The sequence below is a fragment of the Aquabacterium olei genome, assembly GCF_003100395.1.
Classification (GTDB): domain Bacteria; phylum Pseudomonadota; class Gammaproteobacteria; order Burkholderiales; family Burkholderiaceae_C; genus Aquabacterium; species Aquabacterium olei.
The window spans coordinates 2,181,952-2,205,053 of record NZ_CP029210.1; the positions used below are offsets into that span (position 1 = coordinate 2,181,952).

The 23,102-nt window shown below is 69.0% G+C and carries 17 protein-coding genes and 1 pseudogene; 7 read left to right on the forward strand and 11 right to left on the reverse strand.

Annotated features, from left to right (window positions below):
- Window positions 1-8 precede the first annotated feature (8 nt).
- Window positions 9-1,088 (reverse strand): AI-2E family transporter, encoded by a 1,080-nt coding sequence (locus DEH84_RS09910; RefSeq protein ID WP_109036713.1) that lies wholly within the window; start codon window positions 1,086-1,088, stop codon window positions 9-11.
- Between the two features lie 49 nt (window positions 1,089-1,137).
- The gene (locus DEH84_RS09915; RefSeq protein WP_109036714.1) at window positions 1,138-1,875 is read right to left on the reverse strand and encodes a hypothetical protein; all 738 of its coding nucleotides are present in this window, start codon (window positions 1,873-1,875) and stop codon (window positions 1,138-1,140) included.
- 202 nt (window positions 1,876-2,077) lie between these two features.
- Between DEH84_RS09915 and plsY the strand changes: the two genes are divergently transcribed.
- Both plsY and DEH84_RS09925 read left to right on the forward strand, forming a co-directional pair.
- On the forward strand, window positions 2,078-2,683 hold the full coding sequence (plsY, locus tag DEH84_RS09920; RefSeq protein WP_425429009.1) for a glycerol-3-phosphate 1-O-acyltransferase PlsY: 606 nt from the start codon (window positions 2,078-2,080) through the stop codon (window positions 2,681-2,683).
- Between the two features lie 15 nt (window positions 2,684-2,698).
- Window positions 2,699-3,133, forward strand: coding sequence for a glutaredoxin family protein (locus tag DEH84_RS09925; RefSeq protein ID WP_109036716.1), 435 nt, complete (start codon window positions 2,699-2,701; stop codon window positions 3,131-3,133).
- A 9-nt stretch (window positions 3,134-3,142) separates the two neighbouring features.
- Here the strand turns inward: DEH84_RS09925 and DEH84_RS09930 are convergent, their stop codons facing one another.
- From DEH84_RS09930 to dcd, 4 genes are all read right to left on the reverse strand, one after another.
- Entirely contained in the window at window positions 3,143-3,769 is a 627-nt protein-coding gene (locus tag DEH84_RS09930; RefSeq protein ID WP_109036717.1) for an L-threonylcarbamoyladenylate synthase, read from the reverse strand.
- 48 nt (window positions 3,770-3,817) lie between these two features.
- Window positions 3,818-4,684 (reverse strand): 3',5'-nucleoside bisphosphate phosphatase, encoded by an 867-nt coding sequence (locus tag DEH84_RS09935; RefSeq protein WP_109036718.1) that lies wholly within the window; start codon window positions 4,682-4,684, stop codon window positions 3,818-3,820.
- A gap of 51 nt (window positions 4,685-4,735) precedes the next feature.
- Window positions 4,736-5,119 carry an iron chaperone gene (locus DEH84_RS09940; RefSeq protein WP_109036719.1) on the reverse strand — a complete coding sequence of 128 codons (384 nt, stop codon included), beginning with the start codon at window positions 5,117-5,119 and terminating at the stop codon, window positions 4,736-4,738.
- A gap of 267 nt (window positions 5,120-5,386) precedes the next feature.
- Window positions 5,387-5,956: a dCTP deaminase gene (gene dcd / locus DEH84_RS09945; RefSeq protein ID WP_109036720.1), complete on the reverse strand. Its 570-nt coding sequence runs from the start codon at window positions 5,954-5,956 to the stop codon at window positions 5,387-5,389.
- Window positions 5,957-6,206: 250 nt separating this feature from the next.
- Here dcd and DEH84_RS09950 point away from each other — a divergent pair.
- The 3 genes and pseudogenes from DEH84_RS09950 to ybiB all read left to right on the forward strand — a co-directional run.
- Window positions 6,207-7,481: pseudogene (locus tag DEH84_RS09950) on the forward strand (NAD(P)/FAD-dependent oxidoreductase); the annotation flags it as partial.
- A gap of 122 nt (window positions 7,482-7,603) precedes the next feature.
- A complete protein-coding gene (locus tag DEH84_RS09955; protein ID WP_109036722.1) occupies window positions 7,604-10,438 on the forward strand; it encodes a nitrate reductase in 2,835 nt (944 codons plus the stop codon).
- 70 nt (window positions 10,439-10,508) lie between these two features.
- Window positions 10,509-11,468, forward strand: a complete 960-nt coding sequence (ybiB, locus tag DEH84_RS09960) for a DNA-binding protein YbiB (RefSeq protein WP_109036723.1) — start codon at window positions 10,509-10,511, stop codon at window positions 11,466-11,468.
- A gap of 8 nt (window positions 11,469-11,476) precedes the next feature.
- Here the strand turns inward: ybiB and DEH84_RS09965 are convergent, their stop codons facing one another.
- Together DEH84_RS09965 and DEH84_RS09970 are read right to left on the reverse strand one after the other, a co-directional pair.
- Window positions 11,477-12,478, reverse strand: coding sequence for a DMT family transporter (locus DEH84_RS09965; RefSeq protein WP_109036724.1), 1,002 nt, complete (start codon window positions 12,476-12,478; stop codon window positions 11,477-11,479).
- A 40-nt stretch (window positions 12,479-12,518) separates the two neighbouring features.
- Entirely contained in the window at window positions 12,519-16,136 is a 3,618-nt protein-coding gene (locus tag DEH84_RS09970; RefSeq protein WP_109036725.1) for an indolepyruvate ferredoxin oxidoreductase family protein, read from the reverse strand.
- A 249-nt stretch (window positions 16,137-16,385) separates the two neighbouring features.
- On the opposite strand from DEH84_RS09970, the gene DEH84_RS09975 reads away from it, so the two are divergent.
- Complete coding sequence (locus DEH84_RS09975; RefSeq protein ID WP_109036726.1) at window positions 16,386-17,435, forward strand: NADP(H)-dependent aldo-keto reductase; 1,050 nt, start codon at window positions 16,386-16,388, stop codon at window positions 17,433-17,435.
- A 24-nt stretch (window positions 17,436-17,459) separates the two neighbouring features.
- Here DEH84_RS09975 and gshA read toward each other — a convergent pair whose 3' ends face one another.
- Both gshA and hisC read right to left on the reverse strand, forming a co-directional pair.
- Complete coding sequence (gshA, locus tag DEH84_RS09980; protein WP_425428949.1) at window positions 17,460-19,001, reverse strand: glutamate--cysteine ligase; 1,542 nt, start codon at window positions 18,999-19,001, stop codon at window positions 17,460-17,462.
- A gap of 105 nt (window positions 19,002-19,106) precedes the next feature.
- Window positions 19,107-20,201 (reverse strand): histidinol-phosphate transaminase, encoded by a 1,095-nt coding sequence (gene hisC, locus DEH84_RS09985; RefSeq protein WP_109036727.1) that lies wholly within the window; start codon window positions 20,199-20,201, stop codon window positions 19,107-19,109.
- A gap of 92 nt (window positions 20,202-20,293) precedes the next feature.
- On the opposite strand from hisC, the gene DEH84_RS09990 reads away from it, so the two are divergent.
- Window positions 20,294-21,199 carry a bestrophin family protein gene (locus DEH84_RS09990; protein ID WP_109036728.1) on the forward strand — a complete coding sequence of 302 codons (906 nt, stop codon included), beginning with the start codon at window positions 20,294-20,296 and terminating at the stop codon, window positions 21,197-21,199.
- 18 nt (window positions 21,200-21,217) lie between these two features.
- On the opposite strand, the gene DEH84_RS09995 is transcribed toward DEH84_RS09990, so the two are convergent.
- Window positions 21,218-23,083: a PAS domain S-box protein gene (locus tag DEH84_RS09995; protein WP_109036729.1), complete on the reverse strand. Its 1,866-nt coding sequence runs from the start codon at window positions 23,081-23,083 to the stop codon at window positions 21,218-21,220.
- Between the last annotated feature and the right edge of the window lie 19 nt (window positions 23,084-23,102).

Here is a 23,102-nt window from a genome sequence, read left to right on the forward strand (position 1 = left end):
CATCCGGATCAATCGGCCTGGTACAGGCGCGATGCCTGCCAGGCCACGAAGGCACGACGCCCCAGCACCATCGCCAGGGCGGACACGGGCAAGGCGATCAGCAGGCCCCAGAAGCCCATCCATTGCCCGAACAGCATCAACGCGAAGATGACACCCAACGGATGCAGGCCGATGCGCTCGCCCACCAGGCGGGGCGTGAGGAAGAAGCTCTCGACGACCTGGCCCAGGCCATAGACCACGCCCACGCCCAGCAAGGGCCACAGCACACCCTGCTCACCGTTGCCGAACTGCAGCAGGCCGGCCAGCACGGCCAGCACCATGCCGAGGCCGAACCCCAGATAAGGGATGCAGACGGCGAGGCCGGTGAAGACGCCGATCGGCAGCGCCAGGCTGAAGCCGAACAGCGACAGCCCGATGCTGTAATAGATCGCCAGGATGCCCATGACGATGAGCTGCCCCCGCAGGTACTGGCCGAACAGCTCGTCGCATTCCGCCATCACGGCGTGGCCCGGCTCACGCCAGCGCGGTGGCACCAGGGAGGCCCATTGGCGGCCCAGCCGACCCCAGTCCAGCAACCAGTAGAACGCGAGCATGGGCACCAGCAGCACCATGCCCGCCACCGACATCAGGCCGCCGCCACCGGCCAGCACCGACTTCCAGATGGCACCGCCCCATTGCGAGACGTGGTCCTGCATGAAGCCGACCATCCAGGTCTTCAATTCTTCGGCGGTGGCCGGCACGCTGAGCCCGAACTGACTCAGCCACGGCACGACACGCCCCCACACGCCCACCAGCAGATCGGGCAGTTGCTCACGCAGCATCGGGGTCAGCTTGGACACAATGGGGACCAGCAGCACGAAGACCGTGGCGGCCACGAGCAGCACGGCCAGCAGACACAGGCCGATCGCCAGAGCGCGGGGCACGCGCCAGTGTTGCAGCCGCAACACGGCGGGCTGAAGCACATAGGCCAGCACCAGGCTGAGCACGAACGGCGCAAGGATCGCGGCGTGCCACCACAGCAGCACCACCGCCACCACCGCGGCGATCACCCAGGGAAGGCGGCGCGAAGACAAGAGAGAAGCAGGCATGTGCGGCCCATTCTATCGGCCGCCGGCCCGCCGGACCGTCAGGCGGGCCTCAGTTCTGGCCACCGTAGACCGCGCGGCGTGCTGCTTCCAGCGCCTGCTCGAGCCGCGCCTGACTGCGGTCGGTCGAGGGCCGCGCCTGCCAGTCCGCGACGATGGCGGCCTCGCGGCGCTTGTATTCGGCCAGCAGGGCCGCCTCGCGCGCCTGCTGTTCCTTGTCGGGCAAGGGGGCGGCGGCTTCGAGCGCTGCCCGGGCGGCGTCCAGACGCACCTGCCGCTGCGCCTCGTCCGGCTCGAGATCGGCCAGCAAGGCCGTGCTGAGCATCAGGGCTTCGCCCATGGTGGACTCACCCTGGCGCAGCCGCTCGGGGACCTGCTCCAGCAAGCGCTGGCCGAGCTGGCGCCGCAATGCCGTGTCCGGCTGGTCCTGCATGGCCTGCCACTGCTCGAAACCGCGCTGAAAACGCAGGTAGGCCACCACGCGCTGCAACTCGGCCTGGGGATGGGCGGACTGTGCCATGGCGTCTTTCAGGGCGGCCCACTCGGCCGGGCTGAAGTCGGCGGGGCGCCCGTCGGCGTCGACCGCGGGCGGGGACAGCAGGGCAACGGGCGGCGGCGTGGGCGTGATGCTCTGCGGCACCAGCCCCTCGCGGGTGGGCGGCGCCGGTGCAGCAGGCGTGCCCTGGCGCCCGGACAGGACGAGCCCTGCCACCAGCGCGACGAGCAGCGCACCCGCAAGGAGGCGCACCCAGGCGCGTCGCCAGATCGGAGGCTTGTCGTAAGTGATCATGGGCCGAACGGGGCAACGCCCGCAAACGTGACGTATTGCGCACGATTGTGCGGTGCACCGGACGCCTGCGCGAGCCGGGACAACCCCGCCGCCCCCTGATGCCGGGGCGCCGGGGCGTCAGCCCGCAGGCCCCAGCCACTACACTGGCGCCCTGTTGCCAACGTCTCGTGCCGGAATGAACCTCGCCAGCCTCGATCCCAGCCTGCTCTGCGCCCTGGGCGCAGTCATCGCCTACCTGATCGGCTCTCTCTCCTTTGCCGTCATCGTCAGCCGCCTCTTCGGGCTGGCCGATCCCCGTACCTATGGCTCGGGCAACCCCGGCGCCACCAACGTGCTGCGCTCGGGCAACAAGGGTGCCGCCATCCTGACCCTGCTGTTCGACGCGCTGAAGGGCTATGTTCCCGTGGCGGTCGCCTACCAGCTCGGCCTGTCCGAACTCGTCGTCACCGTGGTCGGCCTGGGTGCGTTCATCGGGCACCTGTGGCCGGTGTTCTTCCGCTTCGAGGGCGGCAAGGGCGTGGCCACGGCAGCCGGCGTGCTGCTGGGGTTCGCCCCGGCGCTGGGTGGTCTGGTGTTGCTCGTCTGGGTGGTGGTGGCGGCGGTGTTCCGCTATTCGTCGCTGGCCGCGCTGGTGGCCGCCGTTTCGGCGCCGGCCATCCAGGTGTGGGGCTGGGGTCAAGGCCCCATGACGGCCGGCGTCATCCTGATGAGCGCCCTGCTGATCTGGCGGCATGCGGCCAACATCCGCAAGCTGCTCAACGGCCAGGAAAGCAAACTCGGGCAGAAGGCCGCGCCGCCCAAGGCCTGATCGTCACAGCCACCGATGCCCGCCACCCCGCCCCCGTCCCCCGGACCGACCCACGGCAGCCTGGGGCGCCGGGGCTGGGTGAGCCTCATCGTGGTGATGGCTTCGGTCACTGCCCTGTCGCAGGGCTGGTCGTGGTGGCGTGAACGGGGCATCGTGCGCACGGTCAAGGCCGAGGCCACCGTCGGGGACATCGAGATGTTCACCACCCTCACCTGCCCTTACTGTGCCCAGGCGCGCTACTGGCTGGATCGCCACGCCGTGCCGTGGCAGGAGTGCAATGTCGACACATCGGCCACCTGCCGGACCCGCTTCGAGGCCAAAGGGGCGCCGGGCGTCCCGCTGATGCATGTGCGGGGGGAATGGCAACTGGGTTTCGACGCCAGCCGGCTGGCGCGCACCCTCTCCGCCACACCGCGACCGTCCGCCTCCACGGCATCTGCCGCTCGCTGACGCGGGCAGTCAGGCCAGACCCAGACGGGCCAGATCGCCTCGGCCCTCGCGCAGCACTTCGGGTGTGCCACTGGTGAGGTCGATGACGGTGGTGGGGGCCAACGGACACGCCCCCGCATCCACCACTGCCTGAATCCGCTTTTCCAGTGCCGCACGAATCTCCTGCGCGTCGTTCAACGCGTCTTCGTGATCCGGCAGGATCAGCGTGGTGGCAAGCAGCGGCTGACCGAGGATTTCCAGCAGCGCCTGGGTGGTGGCGTGCTCGGGCACGCGCAGGCCGATGGTGCGCCGGGAGGGGTGCGAGACCCGACGGGGCACTTCCTTGGTGGCCTCCAGGATGAAGGTGTAGGGGCCAGGGGTGCCGAGTTTGAGCAGGCGATACTGGGTGTTGTCGACCCGGGCATAGCTGGCCAGCTCGGAGAGGTCGCGGCACAGCAGCGTCAGGTGATGCCGCTCGTCCACGCCCCGGATGCGCCGCAGCTGGTCGACCGCGGACTTGTCATCCAGGTGACAGACCAGCGCGTAGCTGGAGTCGGTGGGCAGCGCGACGACACCGCCCTTGTGCAGGATGTCGGCCGCCTGCTTGAGCAGACGGGCTTGCGGGTGTTCCGGATGAACTTCGAAGTATTGGGCCATGAGCCCGATAGCCTACCGCGTTTGGGCCTTTGCGGCGGCGGCACCCTGTCAGGCGCGCAGGATACGGTGCGAGAGCGCTTCCCAGATCGGCGTGACGGAGCCGGGCAGCGCAGGCAAGGTGCCCAGATCGGTGTGGCTTTCGGTGGGGTCGTGGAAGTCGGAGCCGCGCGACGCGAGCAGGGCGAATTCGCGGGCGGCCTCGGCGTACCGCTGGTACTCCGCCGGCGTGTGGCTGCCGGTGACAACCTCCACACCGATGCCGCCGTGCGACTTGAATTCGACGAAGAGCGCGTACTCTTCGTTGGGCGTGAAGTCATAGCGCGCGGGGTGCGCCACCACGGCGGCACCGCCGGCCTCCACGATCCAGCGGACGGCATCGCCCAGCTTTGCCCACCGATGGGGCACGAAGCCGGGTTTGCCCTCCGTCAGATACCGTCGGAAGACCTCGTGCGGGTCGGCGCAGATGCCGATCTCGACGAGGTAGCGGGCAAAGTGGGTGCGGCTGATCAGATCGGGGTTGCCGACGTACTTGAGCGCCCCTTCGAAGGCGTTCGGGATGCCGACACGGGCGAGGTCGTCTGCCATGTCGCGGGCCCGGCGTTCGCGCCCCCCCCGTGTGGCGGCCAGACCGGCCACCAGCGTCGGATGGTCGGGATCGAAGCCCAGTCCGACGATGTGCACCGTCTTGTCGGCAAAGGTCACCGAGATCTCGGTGCCCGGCAGGTAGTCCATGCCCAGGGCGTGAGCGGCATCACGTGCGCGGTGCTGCCCCCCCACCTCGTCGTGGTCCGTCAGGGACCAGAGCTCGACGCCGTTGCGGTGCGCGCGCTCGGCCACCGCCTCAGGCGACAGCGTGCCGTCGGACACATTGGAGTGACAGTGCAGATCGGCGTTCATGAGGTGCAAGGCGGACATCTTGATCACATCGTAGCAAGCATGGGCGCACCGCCCTGCCGCCGCGCGCGATTAACCCCAACGCGGAGACGACCGGCCCCAGGCCTGCAGGCAGGCGAGCGTCAACTCGCGCACCAGCTGGTCGTTCACGGGCTGGCGGTAGCGGATCTTGATGTGGCGCATGCCCTTGCCGGCGCCATCCAGTTCAGGGAACTCGCTGACGAGTTGGACGCCGTTGAAGATCTGCAGGTGGGCGTGCATCTTGTAGAGCACGATGGCCATCACGTTGTCGCCATCGTTCATGAAGCACAGGTTGCCCCACTTCACTTCCGGACGCAGCAGCGGGGCGGCCGACACGATGGCCTTGTGCATGGCCTGGGCGGTGTCGCGCTGCTCAGGGCGCAGGCTGTCGTAGAACGCGTTGATCAACGCAGGAGACTGAAGCGGTCGGCGCATGGGGGAAAGACCCAGGAAGAGTGGTACTGCAGGAACGTCACCACGCGACCGCCGGCTCCCTGAAGCGCGGACGCTTCCCGTGCGGGCACATGGACCCGGGACCACCCACTGCCTGTTCTTGTCTGCCGACGCGGTCAACAACGCAGTCCCGGTTGCGACCTGGTACGTCTCGGTGTCAGCCCAGGTCGGCCCGAGATTGTAACGTTCCGTTAAGAACACTCAACGCCCGGACGGGTGGATCCACCCATCTTTATCGGCGCCGCCGGTTCAGGTCTTAGGCAGGGTCACCCCACGTTGCCCCTGGTACTTGCCACCTCGGTCACGGTAACTTGTCTCGCAGACCTCGTCGCTCTCGAAAAAGAGGACCTGAGCACAGCCCTCGCCCGCGTAGATCTTGGCCGGCAGCGGCGTGGTGTTGCTGAATTCGAGCGTGACGTAGCCTTCCCACTCGGGCTCGAACGGCGTGACGTTGACAATGATGCCGCAGCGGGCATAGGTGCTCTTGCCCAGGCAGATGGTCAGCACGTTGCGCGGAATGCGGAAGTATTCGACCGTGCGGGCCAGCGCGAAGCTGTTGGGCGGGATGATGCAGACGTCGCTGTTGATGTCGACGAAGCTTTTCTCATCGAAGTTCTTCGGGTCGACCACCGTGGAGTGGATGTTGGTGAAGACCTTGAACTCGGGCGCACAGCGGATGTCGTAGCCGTAGCTCGACGTGCCGTAGCTGACGATCTTCTGACCCGTGGCCGACTGGCGGATCTGCCCTGGCTCGAAGGGCTCGATCATGCCGTGCTCTTCAGCCATGCGGCGGATCCAGCGGTCTGACTTGATGCTCATGGATGCAATGCTCCTGTTCTGACAGGCGTGATTGTCTCCGATCGCGCGGCCTGGAGATGCTGTGCGGGTCGGCGTTGTGCCGGGACAGGCAGCACCCGGATGGTGCTGGCGCGCGCGCCGCTTCCACGCGCGGCCGCACCACCCGCTGGCAGAGGAACCAGCCTGGTGCACGGCGGACAAGAACCGGTGGCCCCGTACTTGCATCACCCGGGGCATAACGATTCTGAAATCCCGCTGACGGAGCACGCGCATGGCCAAGCTCAAACTGGTGATGGTCGGCAACGGCATGGCCGGTGTCCGAACCCTTGAGGAACTGCTGAAGGTGGCGCCGGATCTGTACGAGATCACGGTGTTCGGGGCAGAGCCCCACCCCAACTACAACCGCATCCTGCTGTCGCCGGTGCTGGCCGGCGAGCAGACGCTCGACGAAATCATCCTCAACCCACTGAGCTGGTATGCCGACCACGGCATCCGCCTGCATCTGAACCGCCGCGTGGTCGAGGTCGACCGTCGGCGCAGGGTGGTGGTGGCCGACGACGGCACCGAAGCGCCGTATGACCGGCTTCTGCTGGCCACCGGCTCGAGCCCCTTCATCCTGCCCGTGCCCGGCAAGGAGCTGGACGGCGTGATCGCTTACCGCGACATCGCCGACACCAACCGGATGATCGAGGCGGCCCGCACACATCGGCATGCCGTGGTGATCGGCGGTGGCCTGCTGGGGCTGGAAGCCGCCAATGGCCTGATGTTGCGCGGCATGACGGTCACCGTGGTGCACATTGCCCCGTGGCTGATGGAGCGGCAACTGGACCAGGTGGCGGCCACGATGCTGCAGCGCTCGCTGGAGGCGCGTGGCCTGCGCTTCCGCATCGGCGCGCAGACCGAGGCGCTGCTGGGCGGCGACGACGGCGGCGTGCAAGCCGTGCGCTTCAAGGATGGCACCGAAGTGCAGGCAGATCTCGTGGTGATGGCGGCCGGCATCCGCCCGAACACGGAGCTGGCGCGACGCATCGGCCTGCTGTGCGACCACGACGGACGCGGCGGGATTTCGGTGAGCGACACGATGCAGACACTGACCGACCCGCGCATCTATGCAGTGGGCGAATGTGCTTCGCACCGGGGCGTGGCATACGGGCTGGTGGCGCCCTTGTTCGAGCAAGGGCGCGTGTGTGCCACGCATCTGGCGCAGTTCGGCATTGGCCGCTACGGTGGTTCGCAGACCTCCACCAAGCTCAAGGTGACGGGCATCGACCTGTTCTCGGCCGGGCAGTTCATGGGCGGCGACGGCACGGAGGAAATCGTGCTGACCGACCCGTTCGGCGGTGTCTACAAGAAGCTCGTGCTCAAGAACGACCGGCTGGTGGGTGCGTGCCTGTACGGCGACACCGCGGATGGCAGCTGGTACTTCCGGCTGATTCGCGAGGGCACGAAGGTGGCGCACCTGCGCGGGCAGCTGATGTTTGGCGAACCTGCTCAGGCTGACGACGCCATGGGCGAGCCCCCGAACGACGTGGCCGCCGCGCCCGAGCGCCTGGCTGCCTGAACGCCCCGGCCCGTGCCGCCCGCTGCGGCCTCGCCTGCATTGCCCCCGACACGACGCCACTCCAAGCAGGGTGGTGCCCGCTGAGACCTGGTTTCCCTCGATCCACCATGAGCCTGTCCGCCCAGCCCGACACCCTGACCCGCACCACCTGCCCCTACTGCGGCACCGGCTGCGGGGTGATCGTCTCCACCCGCCAGGGCCGCATCGTCGACGTGCAGGGCGACCCCCGGCACCCGGCCAACGCCGGCCGCCTGTGCACCAAGGGCAGCACGCTGCATCTGACTGCCGCCGATCACGTGACCCGTCAGGCGCGGCTGCTGACGCCCATGGCACGGGCGCAGCGCGGCGGTGTGCCGCAACCCATCGGCTGGAACGCGGCGCTGGAGCAGGCTGCAGACCGCTTTGCGCAAGTGATCCGCGAGCATGGCCCGCAGGCGGTCGGCTTCTATGGCTCAGGCCAGTTGCTGACCGAGGACTACTACGTGCTCAACAAGCTGGTGAAGGGGCTGATCGGCACCAACAACCTCGACACCAATTCGCGCCTGTGCATGAGCAGCGCAGTGGCCGGCTACAAGGCCACGCTGGGCGCGGACGCGCCGCCCGCCTGCTATGACGACGTCCAGCATGCACAGACACTGTTCATCGTGGGGGCCAACACGGCCTGGGCGCACCCCATTCTGTTGCGGCGCATCGAAGACGCGCGCAAGGCCAACCCGGCGTTGAAGCTGATCGTGGCCGACCCGCGCCGCACCGAGACCGCCGAGATGGCCGACCTGTTCCTGCCCATCCAGCCGGGTACGGACGTGGCCTTGTTCCATGGCATGCTGAACGTGCTGCTGGAGGAAGGCCTGGTCGACAAGGCGTTCATCGACGCCCACACCGACGGGTTCGATGCGCTGTGCGAGGCGGCACAGGCGTGCTCGCCCGCTGCAGCGGCGGCACTGTGCGGCATCCCGCTGGACGATCTGCGGCAGGCGGCCCGCTGGTTCGGCGGTCACACGCCGACGCTGTCGCTCTACTGCCAGGGCTTGAACCAGAGCGCCCGTGGAACGGACAAGAACGCGGCCCTGATCAACCTGCATCTGGCCACCGGGCAGATCGGCAAGCCGGGCGCAGGGCCTTTCTCGCTGACCGGTCAGCCCAATGCCATGGGTGGCCGTGAAGTGGGCGGCATGGCGAACCTGCTGAGCGCTCACCGCGACCTGGCCAACGCCAGCCACCGCGAGGAGGTGGCCGCGCTGTGGGGGGTGGATGCGGTGCCGGAGCAGCCCGGCCTCACGGCGGTGGCCATGTTCGAAGCCGCAGCACGCGGCGAGATCAAGGCGCTGTGGATTGCCTGTACGAACCCGGCCCAGTCGATGCCGGATCAGGCCACGGTGCGCCGTGCGCTGGAACGCGTCGATTTCGTGGTGGTGCAGGAAGCCTTTGCCACCACGGCCACCTGCGCCCACGCCGACCTGCTCTTGCCGGCCACCACCTGGGGGGAAAAGGACGGCACGGTGACCAACAGTGAACGCCGCATCAGCCGCGTACGGCCCGCCGTTGCGCCGGCCGGGGAAGCGCGCCACGACTGGTTCATCTTCACGGACTTCGGCCGCCGGCTGGAAGCACGGCTGCCGGAGCGCACCGCCCGTTACCGCCCCGGCACGCGCACTCTCTTTCCGTACACCACGCCCGAATCGGTGTGGATGGAGCACCGGGCCTCTACGCGGGGTCGCGATCTGGACATCACCGGGCTGAGTTACCACCTGCTGGAGACACGAGGCCCTCAGCAGTGGCCGATGCCGGACGGAGCGACGCAAGGGACCGCGCGGCTGTATGCCGACGGGGCGTTCCCGACGGCCAACGGGCGCGCGCGCTTTGCCCCGGTGGCCTACGCGCCCGTGGCCGAACCCTGCGATGCCGACTACCCCTTCAGCCTGAACACCGGACGGCTGCGCGACCAGTGGCACGGCATGAGCCGCACGGGCACGCTCGGCCGCCTGTTTGGCCACGTGAGCGAACCGGCTGTCGAACTGCACCCGGACGACATGCGGCGCCTGGGGCTGGCGGAGGGGGATCTGGTTCAGGTTCGCTCGCGGCGGGGTGCCCTCGTCCTCCCGGCCCAGGCTTCGGATGCGATGGCGCCGAGCCAGGCTTACATCGCCATGCACTGGGGCCCCGAGTACCTCGGCGGCCAGACCGAAACGGGCGACCCGGTGGCCGGCGTGAACAGCCTGACCCAACCCGCCGGGTGCCCGACCTCGCGCCAGCCCGAGCTGAAGCACGCGGCCGTGCACTTGGCGCCCGTCACCCTGCCGTGGCGGCTGCTGGGGCTCGCCTGGCTGCCCGCGGAGCAGGCGCTGTCCGTTCGCGAGGCGCTCAAGCCCCTGATGGGCGCCTTTGCGTTCAGCAGCTGCGTGCCCTTCGGGCGCGAGGGGGCGGACGGAGCGCATGAGGTGGGGGTGCTGTTCCGGGCTGCGGCCGCCCAGCCGGTGGATGCGGCCATGCTGACGGCCTTGCGCGCCCTGCTGAAACTGGACGGTGACGATGTGATGCGACTGGATGACGTCCACGGTGGGCAGCATCGCGCCATGCGCCTGCGCCGCGAGGCGGACGGCCTGCGGCTGATCGGCTGCCTGCTGGCGGGCGACACCCGCTCGGAGGCCTGGCTGCGGCCGCTGCTGCAGGACGGACTGGTGGCCGATGCGTATGGCCGGTTCCTGCTGGCGCCGGGCGCCACACCGCCGGTGGCCATGGCGGCCCGAGGCAAGCAGGTGTGCACCTGCTTCAACGTGAGCGAATCGGCCATCACCACGGCGCTGAGCCACTGCCCGGGCAATGACGACGAACGCCTGGCGCGGGTGCAGGGCGAGCTGAAGTGCGGCACCAACTGTGGCTCGTGCATCCCGGCACTGCGCAAGCTGGTGAAGCGCCACCCGGTGCCGGAGACCCAGAGCTGAACAGGCCCGATCCCCTCACCCGATAATGCGGGCCCGGGTGGATCGGTCCGCCCCCTCACGATCGGATCCCATGAGCATTGCCTCCTACATCAAGGTGATCGGCCGCGGCAAGGACGGCGCCCGTCCCCTGAGCGCCGAGCAGGCGGACGACCTGCTGAGCCAGGTGCTGGACGGCAAGGTGACCGACCTGGAGATCGGCGCCTTCTGCCTCGCCATGCGCATCAAGGGTGAAACGCCCGAAGAGCTGGACGGCTTCGTGCAGGCCTCGCTGCGCCGATGCGTGCCCCTGACCGCGGCTTCGGCGCGCGTGCCGGGCAGCCGGGGCACGGTGGTGCTGCCCTCGTACAACGGGGCGCGCAAGCTGCCGAACTTCACGCCGTTGCTGGCCGCGCTGCTGGCGCGCCAGGGGGTGGCCGTGCTGGTACATGGCCCCACGGCCGACCCGACACGCGTGACCACGGCCGAGGTCTGGCGCACGCTGAGGTGGGCCAGGGTGGAGGACGAGGACGCGCTGGTGGCAGCCTGGGCGGCTGCGCGACCCGCCTTCATCGACACCGAGACGCTGTGCCCTGCCCTTGCGAAGCTGCTGGCCGTGCGCTGGACCATCGGGCTGCGCAACCCGGGCCACACCGTGGCCAAGCTGCTGGATCCGTTCGCGGCATCGGGCCGGCCGGCCATGCGGGTGGTCAATCACACGCACCCGGAGTACGCGCACTCGCTGACGGGCTACCTGCAGCGCCTTCGCGCCAACGCCTTGCTGATGCGGGGCACCGAAGGCGAACCGGTGGCCGATGCGCGCCGGCAGCCGCGCTTCGACGTGTTCCTGCAGGGCGAGCGTGACGAAACGCTGTCCCGCTCGCCGCAGGAGGGCGTGCTGTCGGCCCTGCCCGAGTTGCCCGAGGGCTACGCCGCCGATGTGACCGCGGCCCACATCGAGGCCATGCTGGCGGGCCGCGTGGCCGTGCCGGATGCCATCACCGCGCAGGTGGATTGTCTGGTGGCGGCTCTGGCCCGGCAGACCGAACGCTGAACGAGCCCTCAGGCCTTGCGCGCCGTGCCGCCCAGTCGCCCCAGCACCAGCACAGCCACGACCACCACGGCCGTCCCCGCCAGCAGCCGTGTCGAGATGGGCTCGTCCAGCCAGATGGACGCCATCCAGATGGTCGACAGCGGGCCCACCATGCCGATCTGCGACGCGGTCGACGCGCCCAGCAGCGCCACCCCGCGCATCACGAACCACATGGGCAACACGGTGCACGCGGTGGCGTTCAGCAGTGACAGGGTGTAGACCTCGATCGGCAGGCCTTGCAGCGAGCCCATGGTCCCGCCGCTGCCCAACCACACCACCGACCACTGCACCAGTGTGACCACACAGGCGATCGATGACGCCAGGCCGATGAGGCGCGCGGAACCGACCCGTGCGACCAGCCGGCCACTGCCGATCAGGTACAGCGCATAGGCCGTGGCGCTGAGGAACACGAGCACGCTGCCGATGGCGACCGCACGCCCGGGCGACACCCCACCGGCCGACGCCGCGGCCATGTGGGCCACATCCAGATCGTGTCCCCACACCAGCATCACCCCTGCGTAGGCAAGCGCCATGGCAACCACCTGGGCGAGGCTGACCCGCTGACGGAACCACAGCGCCGACAGCAGCAGCACGATGGCCGGGTTGAGGTAGAGGATGGCGCGCTCGAGCGCGGCGCTGATGTACTGCAGGCCGAGAAAGTCGAACGTGCTGGCCAGGTAGTAGCCGCAGAAGCCCAGGCCCGCGATCTGCCAGCGCTCACGTCGGCTGAGGGGCACGCGGGGGGCGGCGCCCTGCCCTGCACGCCCCGTCCACCACGCGATGATCAGGAAGAGCGGCAACGCGATGGCCATGCGCAGGCCGATCACCGCGAAGGCGTCGGCGCCCGTCCGGTACATGAGCTTGGCGAGGATGGCTTTTCCGGAGAACGCCACCGCCCCGGCCAGCGCGAAGGCCAGGCCTTGCAGGCGGCGGGTGTCGGAAGGGAGAAGGGATCGGGCAGGCGGGTGCATCCCGGCACCTTAGCCGATCTGCCGTCCCCTCCGCCGCAGATCAGGAGCGCGATGTGCTGGCGGCGCGGCTGTCCACCGCGCAGTCCGTTGCAGCGGGCTGCGTCATCCGGTCCCACTCGGTCATGGCCGATTGCACCTGGGCATGGCGCACCACCCCGAAACCCTTGATGCGCTCGGCCACTGACAACAGGCTCACGGCCTGATCCAGCGTCTGCGGGGTCAGCGTGGCCGCGCACTGGTCGACCAGCCGCTCGTAGCGGGCCAGCACCGCCCGGTCTTCGCGGCGGTCGGCCGTCCAGCCGAACGGGTCATACCAGTGGTGACGCAGGCCCTTGAGCCGGGACAAGCCCGCCATCAACATCTGCCAGCCCGCACCGAACGCATGCTTGGCAGGCCGCCACGTGCCCGCCACCATCCGCCCACCACCCAGCCGTCCGAGCCCCGGCGGCGCCAGGTGCCAGACCACGCGGTAATCGCCTTCGAACTGCGCTTCCAGCTGCCGCGTGAAGGCCGGCGAAGTCAGCAGCCGGGCCACCTCGTACTCATCCTTGTAGGCCATGAGTCGGGCCAGCTGCCGCGCCGCCACACGGGTCACACGGTTGCTGCCCAGCGCGGCCTCGGCCTGCCGCAGCGGCTCGATGCGGGCGATGTAGCGTGCTGCATAGGCTTCGTCCTGATACTCGCGCAGCCAGGCGGCATGGCGGCTCAGCACCGTGTCGAGCGGCTCGCTGTCGGGCCGGCGACCGGCTGCCCACTGCACCGTGCGTGTGGGCGCCAACAGGCGGGCCACGCCCACCGGGTCGTGCGCCACCCGCCGTCCCCATTCGAAGGCGGCCAGGTTCTTCTCCACCTGCACGCCATTGAGTTCGATGGCGCGCCGCAACGTGGCGCCCTGCAGCGGCACCCAGCCGCGCTGCCAGGCCATGCCCAGCATCATCGGGTTGGCGTAGATGGCATCACCCAGCATGCGCTCGGCGAGTTGCACCGCGTCGACCTTGACGGTGCGACCCGGGCCCACGGCCCCCTCGATCTGGCTTTCGCAGGCAGCGCCGGGGAACTGCCAGCCCGCGTCCTGCATCAGCGCTGCGGTGGGAGTGTGGTGCGTGTTGAGCGCCACGTGGGTGCGCCCCTCGCACAGCACGGCCTGGGTCTGCACGTGGGCGGCCACGATGGGGTCACAGGCAATCAGCAGATCGGCCTCGGCCATGCCCACCCGCGTGGTGTGAATGCCGGCCGGGCCGTCCGCAATCTGCACATGGCTCCAGGTGGCGCCGCCCTTCTGGGCCAGGCCGGCCGCCTCCTGGGTGATGACGCCCTTGCCCTCCATGTGGGCCGCCATGCCGAGCAATTGCCCAATGGTGATGACGCCCGTGCCACCGATACCCGCCACCACGATGCCCCAGGCCTGTGGCGCGGCCGGCACCTGGGGCTTGGGCAGCGGCGGCAGCGCCGCGAGATCCGGCAGGCCGGCCTGAGGAGAAGGCGCACGCAAGCGCCCGCCCTCCACCGTGACGAGGCTGGGGCACAGCCCGTTCAGACAGGAAAAATCCTGGTTGCAGCTGCTCTGGTTGATGCGGCGCTTGCGGCCCAGCGGCGTCTCCACCGGCTCGACGCTCAGGCAGTTGGACTGCACCGCGCAGTCGCCACAGCCTTCGCACACGGCTTCGTTGATCACCACCCGGCGTTGCAGCGCAGGCAGCTTGCCGCGCTTGCGGCGGCGGCGCTTCTCGGTGGCGCAGGTCTGCTCGTAGACGATGGCGGTGCAGCCGGGCTCGTCGCGCAGGCTACGCTGCAGGGCTTCCAGCTCGTCACGGTGGTGCACGGTGACCCCGGGGGCCATGTCCGGCGTGCGGGCGTGGCGCTCGGGTGCGTCGCTCACCACAACGATGCGGCGTACACCTTCGGCCTGCAGCTCGCGGGTCATCGCGGCCACACTCAGGTTGCCGTCCAGCGGCTGGCCCCCCGTCATCGCCACCGCGTCGTTCACCAGAATCTTGTACGTGACGTTGACCCGCGCCGCCACCGACTGCCGGATCGCCAGCAGCCCCGAGTGGAAGTAAGTGCCATCACCCAGGTTGACGAACACGTGCGGCTCGTCGGTGAACGGGGCCTGCCCCACCCAGCCCACGCCCTCGCCGCCCATCTGCGTGACCATGCTGGTCTGTCGGTTCATCCACAACGCCATGTAGTGGCAGCCGATGCCCGCCATGGCACGCGAGCCTTCCGGCACACGGGTGGAGGTGTTGTGCGGGCATCCGCTGCAGAACCACGGGGCGCGTTCGGCCGAGGCGCCCTGGGCGGCCAGGGCCTGCTCCTTGGCATCGATCACGCGCAGGCGCTCGGCCATGCGGGCGCGCAGCGCCGGGTCGTGCCCGTCGAGCAGGCCCAGGCGCTCGATGCGCTGGGCCACGGCCCGGGCAATGAGCGCCGGGTTCAGGTCGGCCTTGGCCCGCAGCAACCAGCGCGAGGCCGGGTTGGCCACCGACCACTCGCCCCCGGTGAAGTCGCCCTCGGGCTCGCTGAACTTGCCCAGCACGTTGGGCCGCACGTCTTCGCGCCAGTTGTAGAGCTGCTCCTTGAGCTGGTACTCGATGACCTGGCGCTTTTCCTCGATCACCAGGATCTCCTGCAGCCCCGTGGCAAAGGCCCGGGTGATGCTGGCCTCCAGCGGCCACACCACGGCCACCTTGTGCACGCGCAGCCCGATGCGCGCACAGGTGGCATCGTCCAGCCCGAGGTCGAACAGCGCCTGACGCAGGTCGTTCCAGGCCTTGCCGCTGGCAATCAGGCCCAGCCGGGCGTTCGGGCTGTCGATCACCGTGTGGTTCAGGCGGTTGGCGCGCACATAGGCCAGCGCCGCGTACCACTTGTGGTCCATCAACCGCGCTTCCTGCTCCAGGGGCGTGTCGGGCCAGCGGATGTGGACACCCCCTTCGGGCATCGCAAAGTCATCGGGCAGCGCGATCTGCACGCGGTCCGGGTCGACCTGCACGGTGGTGGACGATTCGACCACTTCCTGGATGGTCTTGAGCGCCGTCCACACGCCGGCGTAGCGGCTCATGGCCAGGGCGTGCAGCCCGAGGTCCAGGATCTCCTGCACGCTGCTGGGGAAAAAGACGGGGAAGCCGCAGGCCTTGAAGACGTGGTCGCTCTGGTGCGCCACCGAAGAACTCTTGGCCACATGGTCGTCGCCCGCCACGGCCACCACCCCGCCCAGCGGCGCCGTCCCCGCCATGTTGGCGTGCTTGAAGACGTCGACGCTGCGGTCCACGCCGGGGCCCTTGCCGTACCAGATCCCGAAGACGCCGTCGACGTGGTGCGGGCCGGGGCCCAGGTGCAGCTGCTGGGATCCCCACACGGCCGTGGCCGCCAGCTCCTCGTTCACGCCAGGCTGGAAGACGATGTGGTGGGCCTTCAGATGCTCGCGTGCCTGCCAGAGGGCCTGGTCATAGCCACCCAGGGGCGAGCCCCGGTAGCCGCTGATGAAGCCGGCCGTACGCAGCCCGGCCTGGGCATCGCGCGTGTGCTGCAGCAGGGGCAGGCGCACCAGCGCCTGAATGCCGCTCATGAAGGCGGGGCCGCGCTCGAGCGTGTACTTGTCGTCCAGCGTGAGGGTGGATAGCGCGCGGCGCACGTCGGCCGGCAACGGTGCGTTCATCTCGGGCCTCCCGGGTCAGGAAGATCGTTCACGGGCACACCACCTTGTGAGCGGGCGCCCGCCAGGCAAACCGTAGGACAGCTTCAATGTAGGACGGCTGCGCGCCGGCGAACTCGGTACTTTCACGGAGCCCGGCCGGTGTGCGCACAGGGCTTTGCGTGCCGGCGCGGCGCGGTGTGCAGGCTTGCGTCACACTCTGCGGTTGCCCGCAACCTGGCGGGCGACCCCGCCAACGCACCGACAGCCACCATGCAATACCGTCCGCTGGGCCGCACCGGCCTCCAAGTCAGCGTCATCGCACTGGGCACCATGACCTGGGGCGAACAGAACACCGAAGCCGACGCCCACGCGCAGCTCGATGCCGCGCTCGACGCCGGGGTGAACTTCATCGACACGGCCGAGATGTACCCGGTGCCGCCCCGCGCCGAAACCCAGGGTCGCACCGAGCAATACATCGGCACCTGGCTGAAAAAGACCGGACGGCGCGAGGACATCGTGCTGGCCACCAAGGCCACCGGCCCTTCACGCCAGCCGGGCCGCCCTTCGCATGTGCGCGGTGGCCGCCTGAACTTCACCCGCGCCAACCTGGAAGAGGCCGTCAACGCCAGCCTGCAGCGACTGCAGACGGACCACATCGACCTGTACCAGCTGCACTGGCCCGACCGCACGGCGCCGATCTTCGGCCAGCGCAGTTACGTGCATGCGCCGGATGAAGACACCGTGCCCATCGAAGAGACGCTGGACGCCCTGCAGGGCCTGGTGCAGGCGGGCAAGATTCGGCACTTCGGCGTGTCGAACGAGGCACCGTGGGGCCTGAGCCGCTTCCTCACCCTGGCCGACTACAAGGGCCTGCCGCGGGCGGCCAGCATCCAGAACGCCTACAGCCTGGTCAACCGGCATTTTGAACTGGGGCTGTCGGAGATCGCCCTGCGCGAGCAATGCGGGCTGCTGGCCTATTCGCCGCTGGCGTTTGGCGTGCTGAGCGGCAAGTACCTGAACGGCGCCCGGCCCGAGGGCGCCCGCCTGACGTTGTTCGAGCGCTTCTCGCGCTACAACGAGCCGGGCATCACGGCGGCCACCGCGGCGTATGTGGCGCTGTTCCGCGAACATGGGCTGGACCCGGCCCAGGCTGCGCTGGCTTTCGTCAACAGCCGGGCTTTCGTCACCGCCAACATCATCGGGGCGACGACGATGGCGCAACTGCAGACCAACATCGCCAGCATCGACCTGGTGCTCTCGCCCGAGGTGCTGGCCGGGATCGAGCAGATCCAGGCACAGTGGCCCAACCCCGCCTGCTGACCGATTGAGCCTGGTCGGCCAGCTTCAGCGGCCGGGCTTCACGCCCAGGCCCAGCCGATCGGGCGACAGATAGGCCTGCCGATAGACCTCGAACGGCATGGAGTCGGCGGCCTCGATCCGGGCCTGTTCGGCGTGCGAAGCCTCGGCTTCGGCAGACAGCTCGCGCAGGCGGCTCTGGCTCAAGGGATGAGCCAGCAAGGCGGCCTGGGCCTGGGCAGACAGCGCCTGCACCAGCGCGACATGGCCTCCCTCCGGCACATCGGCCATGGCCTGCAGCACGCGGGCGGAAGGCAGGGTGTCGGGCGCTGCCAGCTGGGCCAGCGCGCCCGCCAGCACACGGGCATGGTCGTCGCCGCCGTTCAAGGCGTCGAGGCGGCGGGCGATCGGCTCGCAGCCACGCAGCACCTCGGCCGCCCAATCCAACAGCACAACCGGCTCGCCCCGCCGGGTCAGGCACAGGCCCGGCTCGCGGCCGCGCGATGCAGTCAGCTGCTGGTTGCGTGCCAGTGCAGCGATCTCCTGCGGCGTGTCGGGCGGGCTGTCGCTCAGCAGGCAGTGCAGCAGGAACATGTCGAGCATCCGCATGGTGTCGGCGTCGATGCCCACCGGCAGGAAGGGCTGCAAGTCCATGCAGCGGACTTCGACGTACTCGACGCCCCGCTCGCGCAAGGCGTGCAAGGGCCGCTCGCCTGGAAAGATCACCCGCTTCGGACGAATGGCGCTGTAGAACTCGTTCTCGATCTGCAGCAGCGAGGTGCTGAGCTGGCGATAGCCGCCCTGCCCGTCCTGGATGCCGATGGCTTCGTAGGCCGGGTAGGGCCTCACCAGCGCGTCGTGCAGCGAGGCCGCATAGCCGTCCAGTCCGTTGTAGCTCACGCACAGCGCGCTCTGCGCGTCGCTCTGGTAGCCCAGCCGCCCCATGCGCAGCGAGGTGGCGTGCGGCAGGCCCAGCGTGTCGCGGCCCAGTGGCTGCAAACCGTGCTCCAGCCCGTCCACAAAGTGGGCGGGCACGGCGGGCGACGCGCCGAACAGCGTCAGCAGCACGAAGGCATGGCGGCGGAAGTTGCGGATCAGGCCGAAGTAGGCGTCACTGTCCAGCCCCGGAAAGGACCAGTTGTAGTGGATGCCGGAAATCGTCTGCATGCGCGGGCCATAGCGGTGCGCCAGACCGTGGCGGTACACGGTCTTGGCCCGTCCCACATTCGAGCTGCCGTACTGCCCGATGGGGATGTCGGCGTCGGCTGGCAGCTCGCCGGGCATGCTGGCCGACCACATCTGCTCGCCAGCGGGTTGCAGCACGTGGTGCACGAAGCGATGCACCTCGGTGAGCTCGTCGACGCAGGCCTGCGCGCTGTCATGCACGCCGGTCACCAGCTCGAGCTGCGATTCGCTGAAATCCGTGGTGATGTGCGGGTGGGTGAGCGCCGAGCCGAGCGCCTGCGGATGCGGCGTGTGCACCAGCCTGCCCTGCGCGTCGGTACGCAGGCCTTCTTTCTCGACGCCACGGCGCATGCCACGCAGCTGGGCGTCGGTCAGGTCGTGCAGGCGGTCCGTCAGGCTGGACAAGGGCGCTCTCCTCAGTGGAATCCGGGCCCGCGAAGTTAACAGAACCCGGTGAAGCGTGCTTGACGCCGCCGGGCAGCCCTTGAGCCCGGTCAGATCAGGTGCACGTCATCCACGGCCGACAATGGCCGCCAACGCATCAAGCAGGGCCGACACCTGCTCGGGCGTGCCCACCGTGATGCGCAGGAAATCGGCAATGCGCGGCTTGTCGAACTGGCGCACCAGAATGCGGCGCTGCCGCAGCGCAGCGAGCAGTTCCGGTCCCGCGTGACCGGGGTGCCGCGCAAAGACGAAGTTCGCCTGCGAGGGCAAGACCTCGAACCCGAGGTCCACCAGCCCCTGGCTCAGCACCGAGCGGGCCGCCATCACGCGGCGCCGGGTCTGCTCGAACCAGGCCTCGTCTTCCAGTGCGGCCACCGCACCGGCCTGGGCCAGCCGGTCGAGAGGGTAAGAGTTGAAACAGCCTTTGATGCGCTCCAGCCCTTCGATCAAGGCCGGGTGGCCGATGGCAAAGCCCACGCGCAGCCCCGCCAGCGAGCGCGACTTCGACAGCGTCTGCACCACCAGCAGGTTCGGGTAGACCGGCACGAGCGACACCGCCGACTCGGCACCGAAGTCGACGTAGGCTTCGTCGACCACCACGACCGACGTCGGGTGGGCCTCGAGCAGGGCCCGGATCGCAGCCAGCTCCAGTGCGCATCCGGTGGGGGCGTTGGGGTTGGCGATCACGATGCCGCCATTGGGCTCGCCGTAATCTGCCGGGTTCACCGAGAAGTCAGCCCGCAGCGGCACGGGCTGCAAGGCGATGTCGAAGAGCCGCGCGTACACCGGGTAGAAGCTGTAGCCGATGTCCGGCGTGAGCACCGGCCGGCCGTGCCGCAACAGCGCGCGGAACACGTGGGCCAGCACCTCGTCCGATCCGTTGCCCACGAACACCTGGCCGGCATCCAGCCCATGCCGCCGGGCCACCGCCTGCTTGAGCGCCGTGGCATCCGGGTCGGGGTAGAGACGCAGGGCATCGCCGGTGGCCTGGCGAATGGCTTCAAGAACGGCCGGCGAGGGCCCGTACGGGTGCTCGTTGGTGTTGAGCTTGATCAGGCCGGCGATCTGCGGCTGCTCGCCCGGGGTGTAAGGGCTGAGGTCGGCAACGCCCGCGCTCCAGAACGGCGAGACGCCCGACGGGCTGGGGATGGCAACGGTCATGGTGCAAGGGATCAGGACAAGCGCACATGATAGGCCCCGGCCCGAGGGACGCCTGAGCGACAATCCCCCTGCTGTCCCCTCGGAGTTTTCGCTTGATCGTCCGCCCTCGCCCCAACTGGCTGCGCATGCTTTTCGTCTGGCGCGGCTCCATCATCCTGCGCATCCTGCCCCAGCTGATGGTGGTCACCGCCATCTCGATCATCGTCGTGATCTTTCACGGCGAACTGCTGCACTGGAAGGTCACGCTGACCACGGTGCCCTTCTCGCTGGTGGGCGTGGCGCTGGCCATCTTTCTGGGCTTTCGCAACAGCGCCAGCTACGACCGCTACTGGGAGGCGCGCAAGCTGTGGGGCAAGCTGCTGGTCGACAGCCGGGGCTTCACGCGGCAACTGATCAGCTCGAACGTGCCCGACGCCCTGCCCCTGGCGCGCGCCGTGGCCGCCTTCGTGCACGGCACACGCCACCACCTGCGTCGCACCGACGCCACGGCCGAAATGCAGCGGCTGCTGCCACCCGAGGTGCTGCCCATGCTCGCAGACCGCCGCGTGCCCCCCATGCAGATCCTGGCGTGGTTGGCGGCCCGCGTGGCAGCCCTGCGGGCGCAAGGGCGCATCGACAGCGTGCAGGCGGTGGAGCTGGACCGCAGCCTGGGCGGCCTCAACGAAGCCTTTGGCGGGTGCGAGCGCATTGCCTTCACCCCCCTGCCCTTCACCTACTCGGTGATCCTGCACCGCACGGTGTACCTGTACTGCCTGATGCTGCCCTTCGGCCTGCTGGACGCCATCGGCTTCATGACGCCGTTGATGGTCGCCTTCGTGGCCTACACCTTCTTCGCCATCGAGGCCCTCAGCGACGAGATCGAAGACCCGTTCGGCGTGGAGCCCAACGACCTGCCCCTGCTCGCCCTGTCATCGGGCATCGAGGCCTCGGTGCTGGAACTGCTTGGCGAGCGCGACCTGCCGCCCGTGGTCGAGCCAGTGGATCACCTGTTGAGCTGATCCCGACGCACCACAGGCTCACGCGGCGAGCTTGCGCAGCGCATCACGGGCCGCGCGCTTGACCTCGTACATGGCCTTGTCTGCGCGGTCCAGCAGCTCTTCGACCGAGCTGGCGCCGCCGGGCGAGTAGATCTGCACCCCGATGCTGGCCGACACGGGGATGTCGTGCCCGTCGATTTCCAGCGGGGCGCTCAGGCGTTCGTCCAGCAGGGTGATCAGCTCTTCGTCGATCACCGGGGTGTACAGGCCTTCGAACAGCACCACGAACTCGTCGCCGGCCAGGCGAGCGACCATGTCGGTGTCGCGCACGCTGCTCTGCAGGCGGTTCGCAAACGTGCACAGCACCCGGTCGCCCACCTCGTGACCCAGCGTGTCGTTGATCTGCTTGAAGCCATCGAGATCCAGAAAGATCACCGCCATGTGGTGCTCGGACCGGTCGGCACGGGCCATGGCCTTGGGCATCTCCGAGATCAGCTCGCGTCGGTTGGGCAGCCCGGTGAGCGGATCTCGCCGCGCCTGCTCTTCCAGCGTGCGCAGCATGGCCTTGCGCTCGGAGATGTCGTGCAGGAAGGCGCAGTACAGCGTTCGCCCGTCGCACGGCACCGCGCCCAGGCTGACCTCGACCGGCAGCGTGCGGCCGTCGCGCGTCAGGGCCGTGAGCTCGACCCGTCGGTTGACCCAGGTGCTGTCCGGTGTGCCCAGGGAGGTGTGCGCCGGGCTGCCCCGGTGCGCAGACCGGAGTTCGTGCGGCACGATGGTCTCGTCGATGCGCAGTCCCAGCGCCTCGTCGCGGCGCCACCCGAACAACTGCTCGGCCTTGCGGTTCCACTCGCAGATCACACCGTGTTCGTCGATGCAGATGTAGGCGTCGTTGGCATGCTCGAGCACCGCGCGCATCTGACTTTCACGGGCGTGCAGCGCGCGGGTGCGCTCGGCCGCCTTGTCTTCCAGCGTCTGTCGCAACGCCTGCAGGGCGAGTTCGGCGGCCTTGCGCGCCTGGATGTCTTCGATGACCGCGATGAAATGGCTGGGCCGCCCCTGGTCGTCCAACGCCGCAGACACCGACAGATGGACCCACACCACATGCCCCTCGGCGTGCATGTAGCGCTTCTCGAGCGAGTAGGTGCTCCGTTCGCCCTTGCAGACGCGAGCAGCCAGCGCCAGGTCAGCCTCCAGGTCTTCGGGCACGGTGATGTCCTGAAAGGTCATCTCCAGCAGTTGCGATGCCGAGTAGCCCACAATGTCGGCCAGGGCCTGGTTGACCTGCAGCCAGCGCCCGTCCAGCGCCACCACGGCCATGCCCACTGCGGCCTGCTCGAGCACCCCCCGGAAACGCGCCTCCGTGCGGGCCAGCGCCGCCCGTGTCGTACGCGAGCTGTGTCGCGCATGGTGGAGCGTCTCGCGCAGGTGGAGCTCCCGGTTCACCAGCGCGGCCAGGTCGCGCAGCATGGCGCGGTCCTCGTCGGTCAGCTCGCGGGGTTCGGTGTCCAACACGCACAGTGATCCCAGCGCCAACCCGCTCGACGAGGTCACCGGCACTCCGGCGTAGAAGCGGATGTGCGGTGCACCGGTCACCAGCGGGTTGTCGTGGAACCGCGGGTCGGCGGAGGCGTCGCGCACCACGAACTCGTGCTGCCCGTGGATCGCATGGCCGCAGAAGGCCCAGTCCCGAGGCGTCTCGGTGGCATCCAGCCCGACACGGGACTTGAACCACTGGCGGTCGCGGTCGACCAGCGAGAGCGCACTCATGGGTGTGCCCAGCAGGCGGCTGGCCAGGCGCGTGATGCGGTCGAAAACCTCTTCAGCGTCGGTATCGAGGATGTTCAGCGAGTCGAGCGCCGCCAGGCGGGCTTCTTCGTCCAGTGGAACACGAGGGGCTTGCATGGGCTTGCCTTGTTCTGTG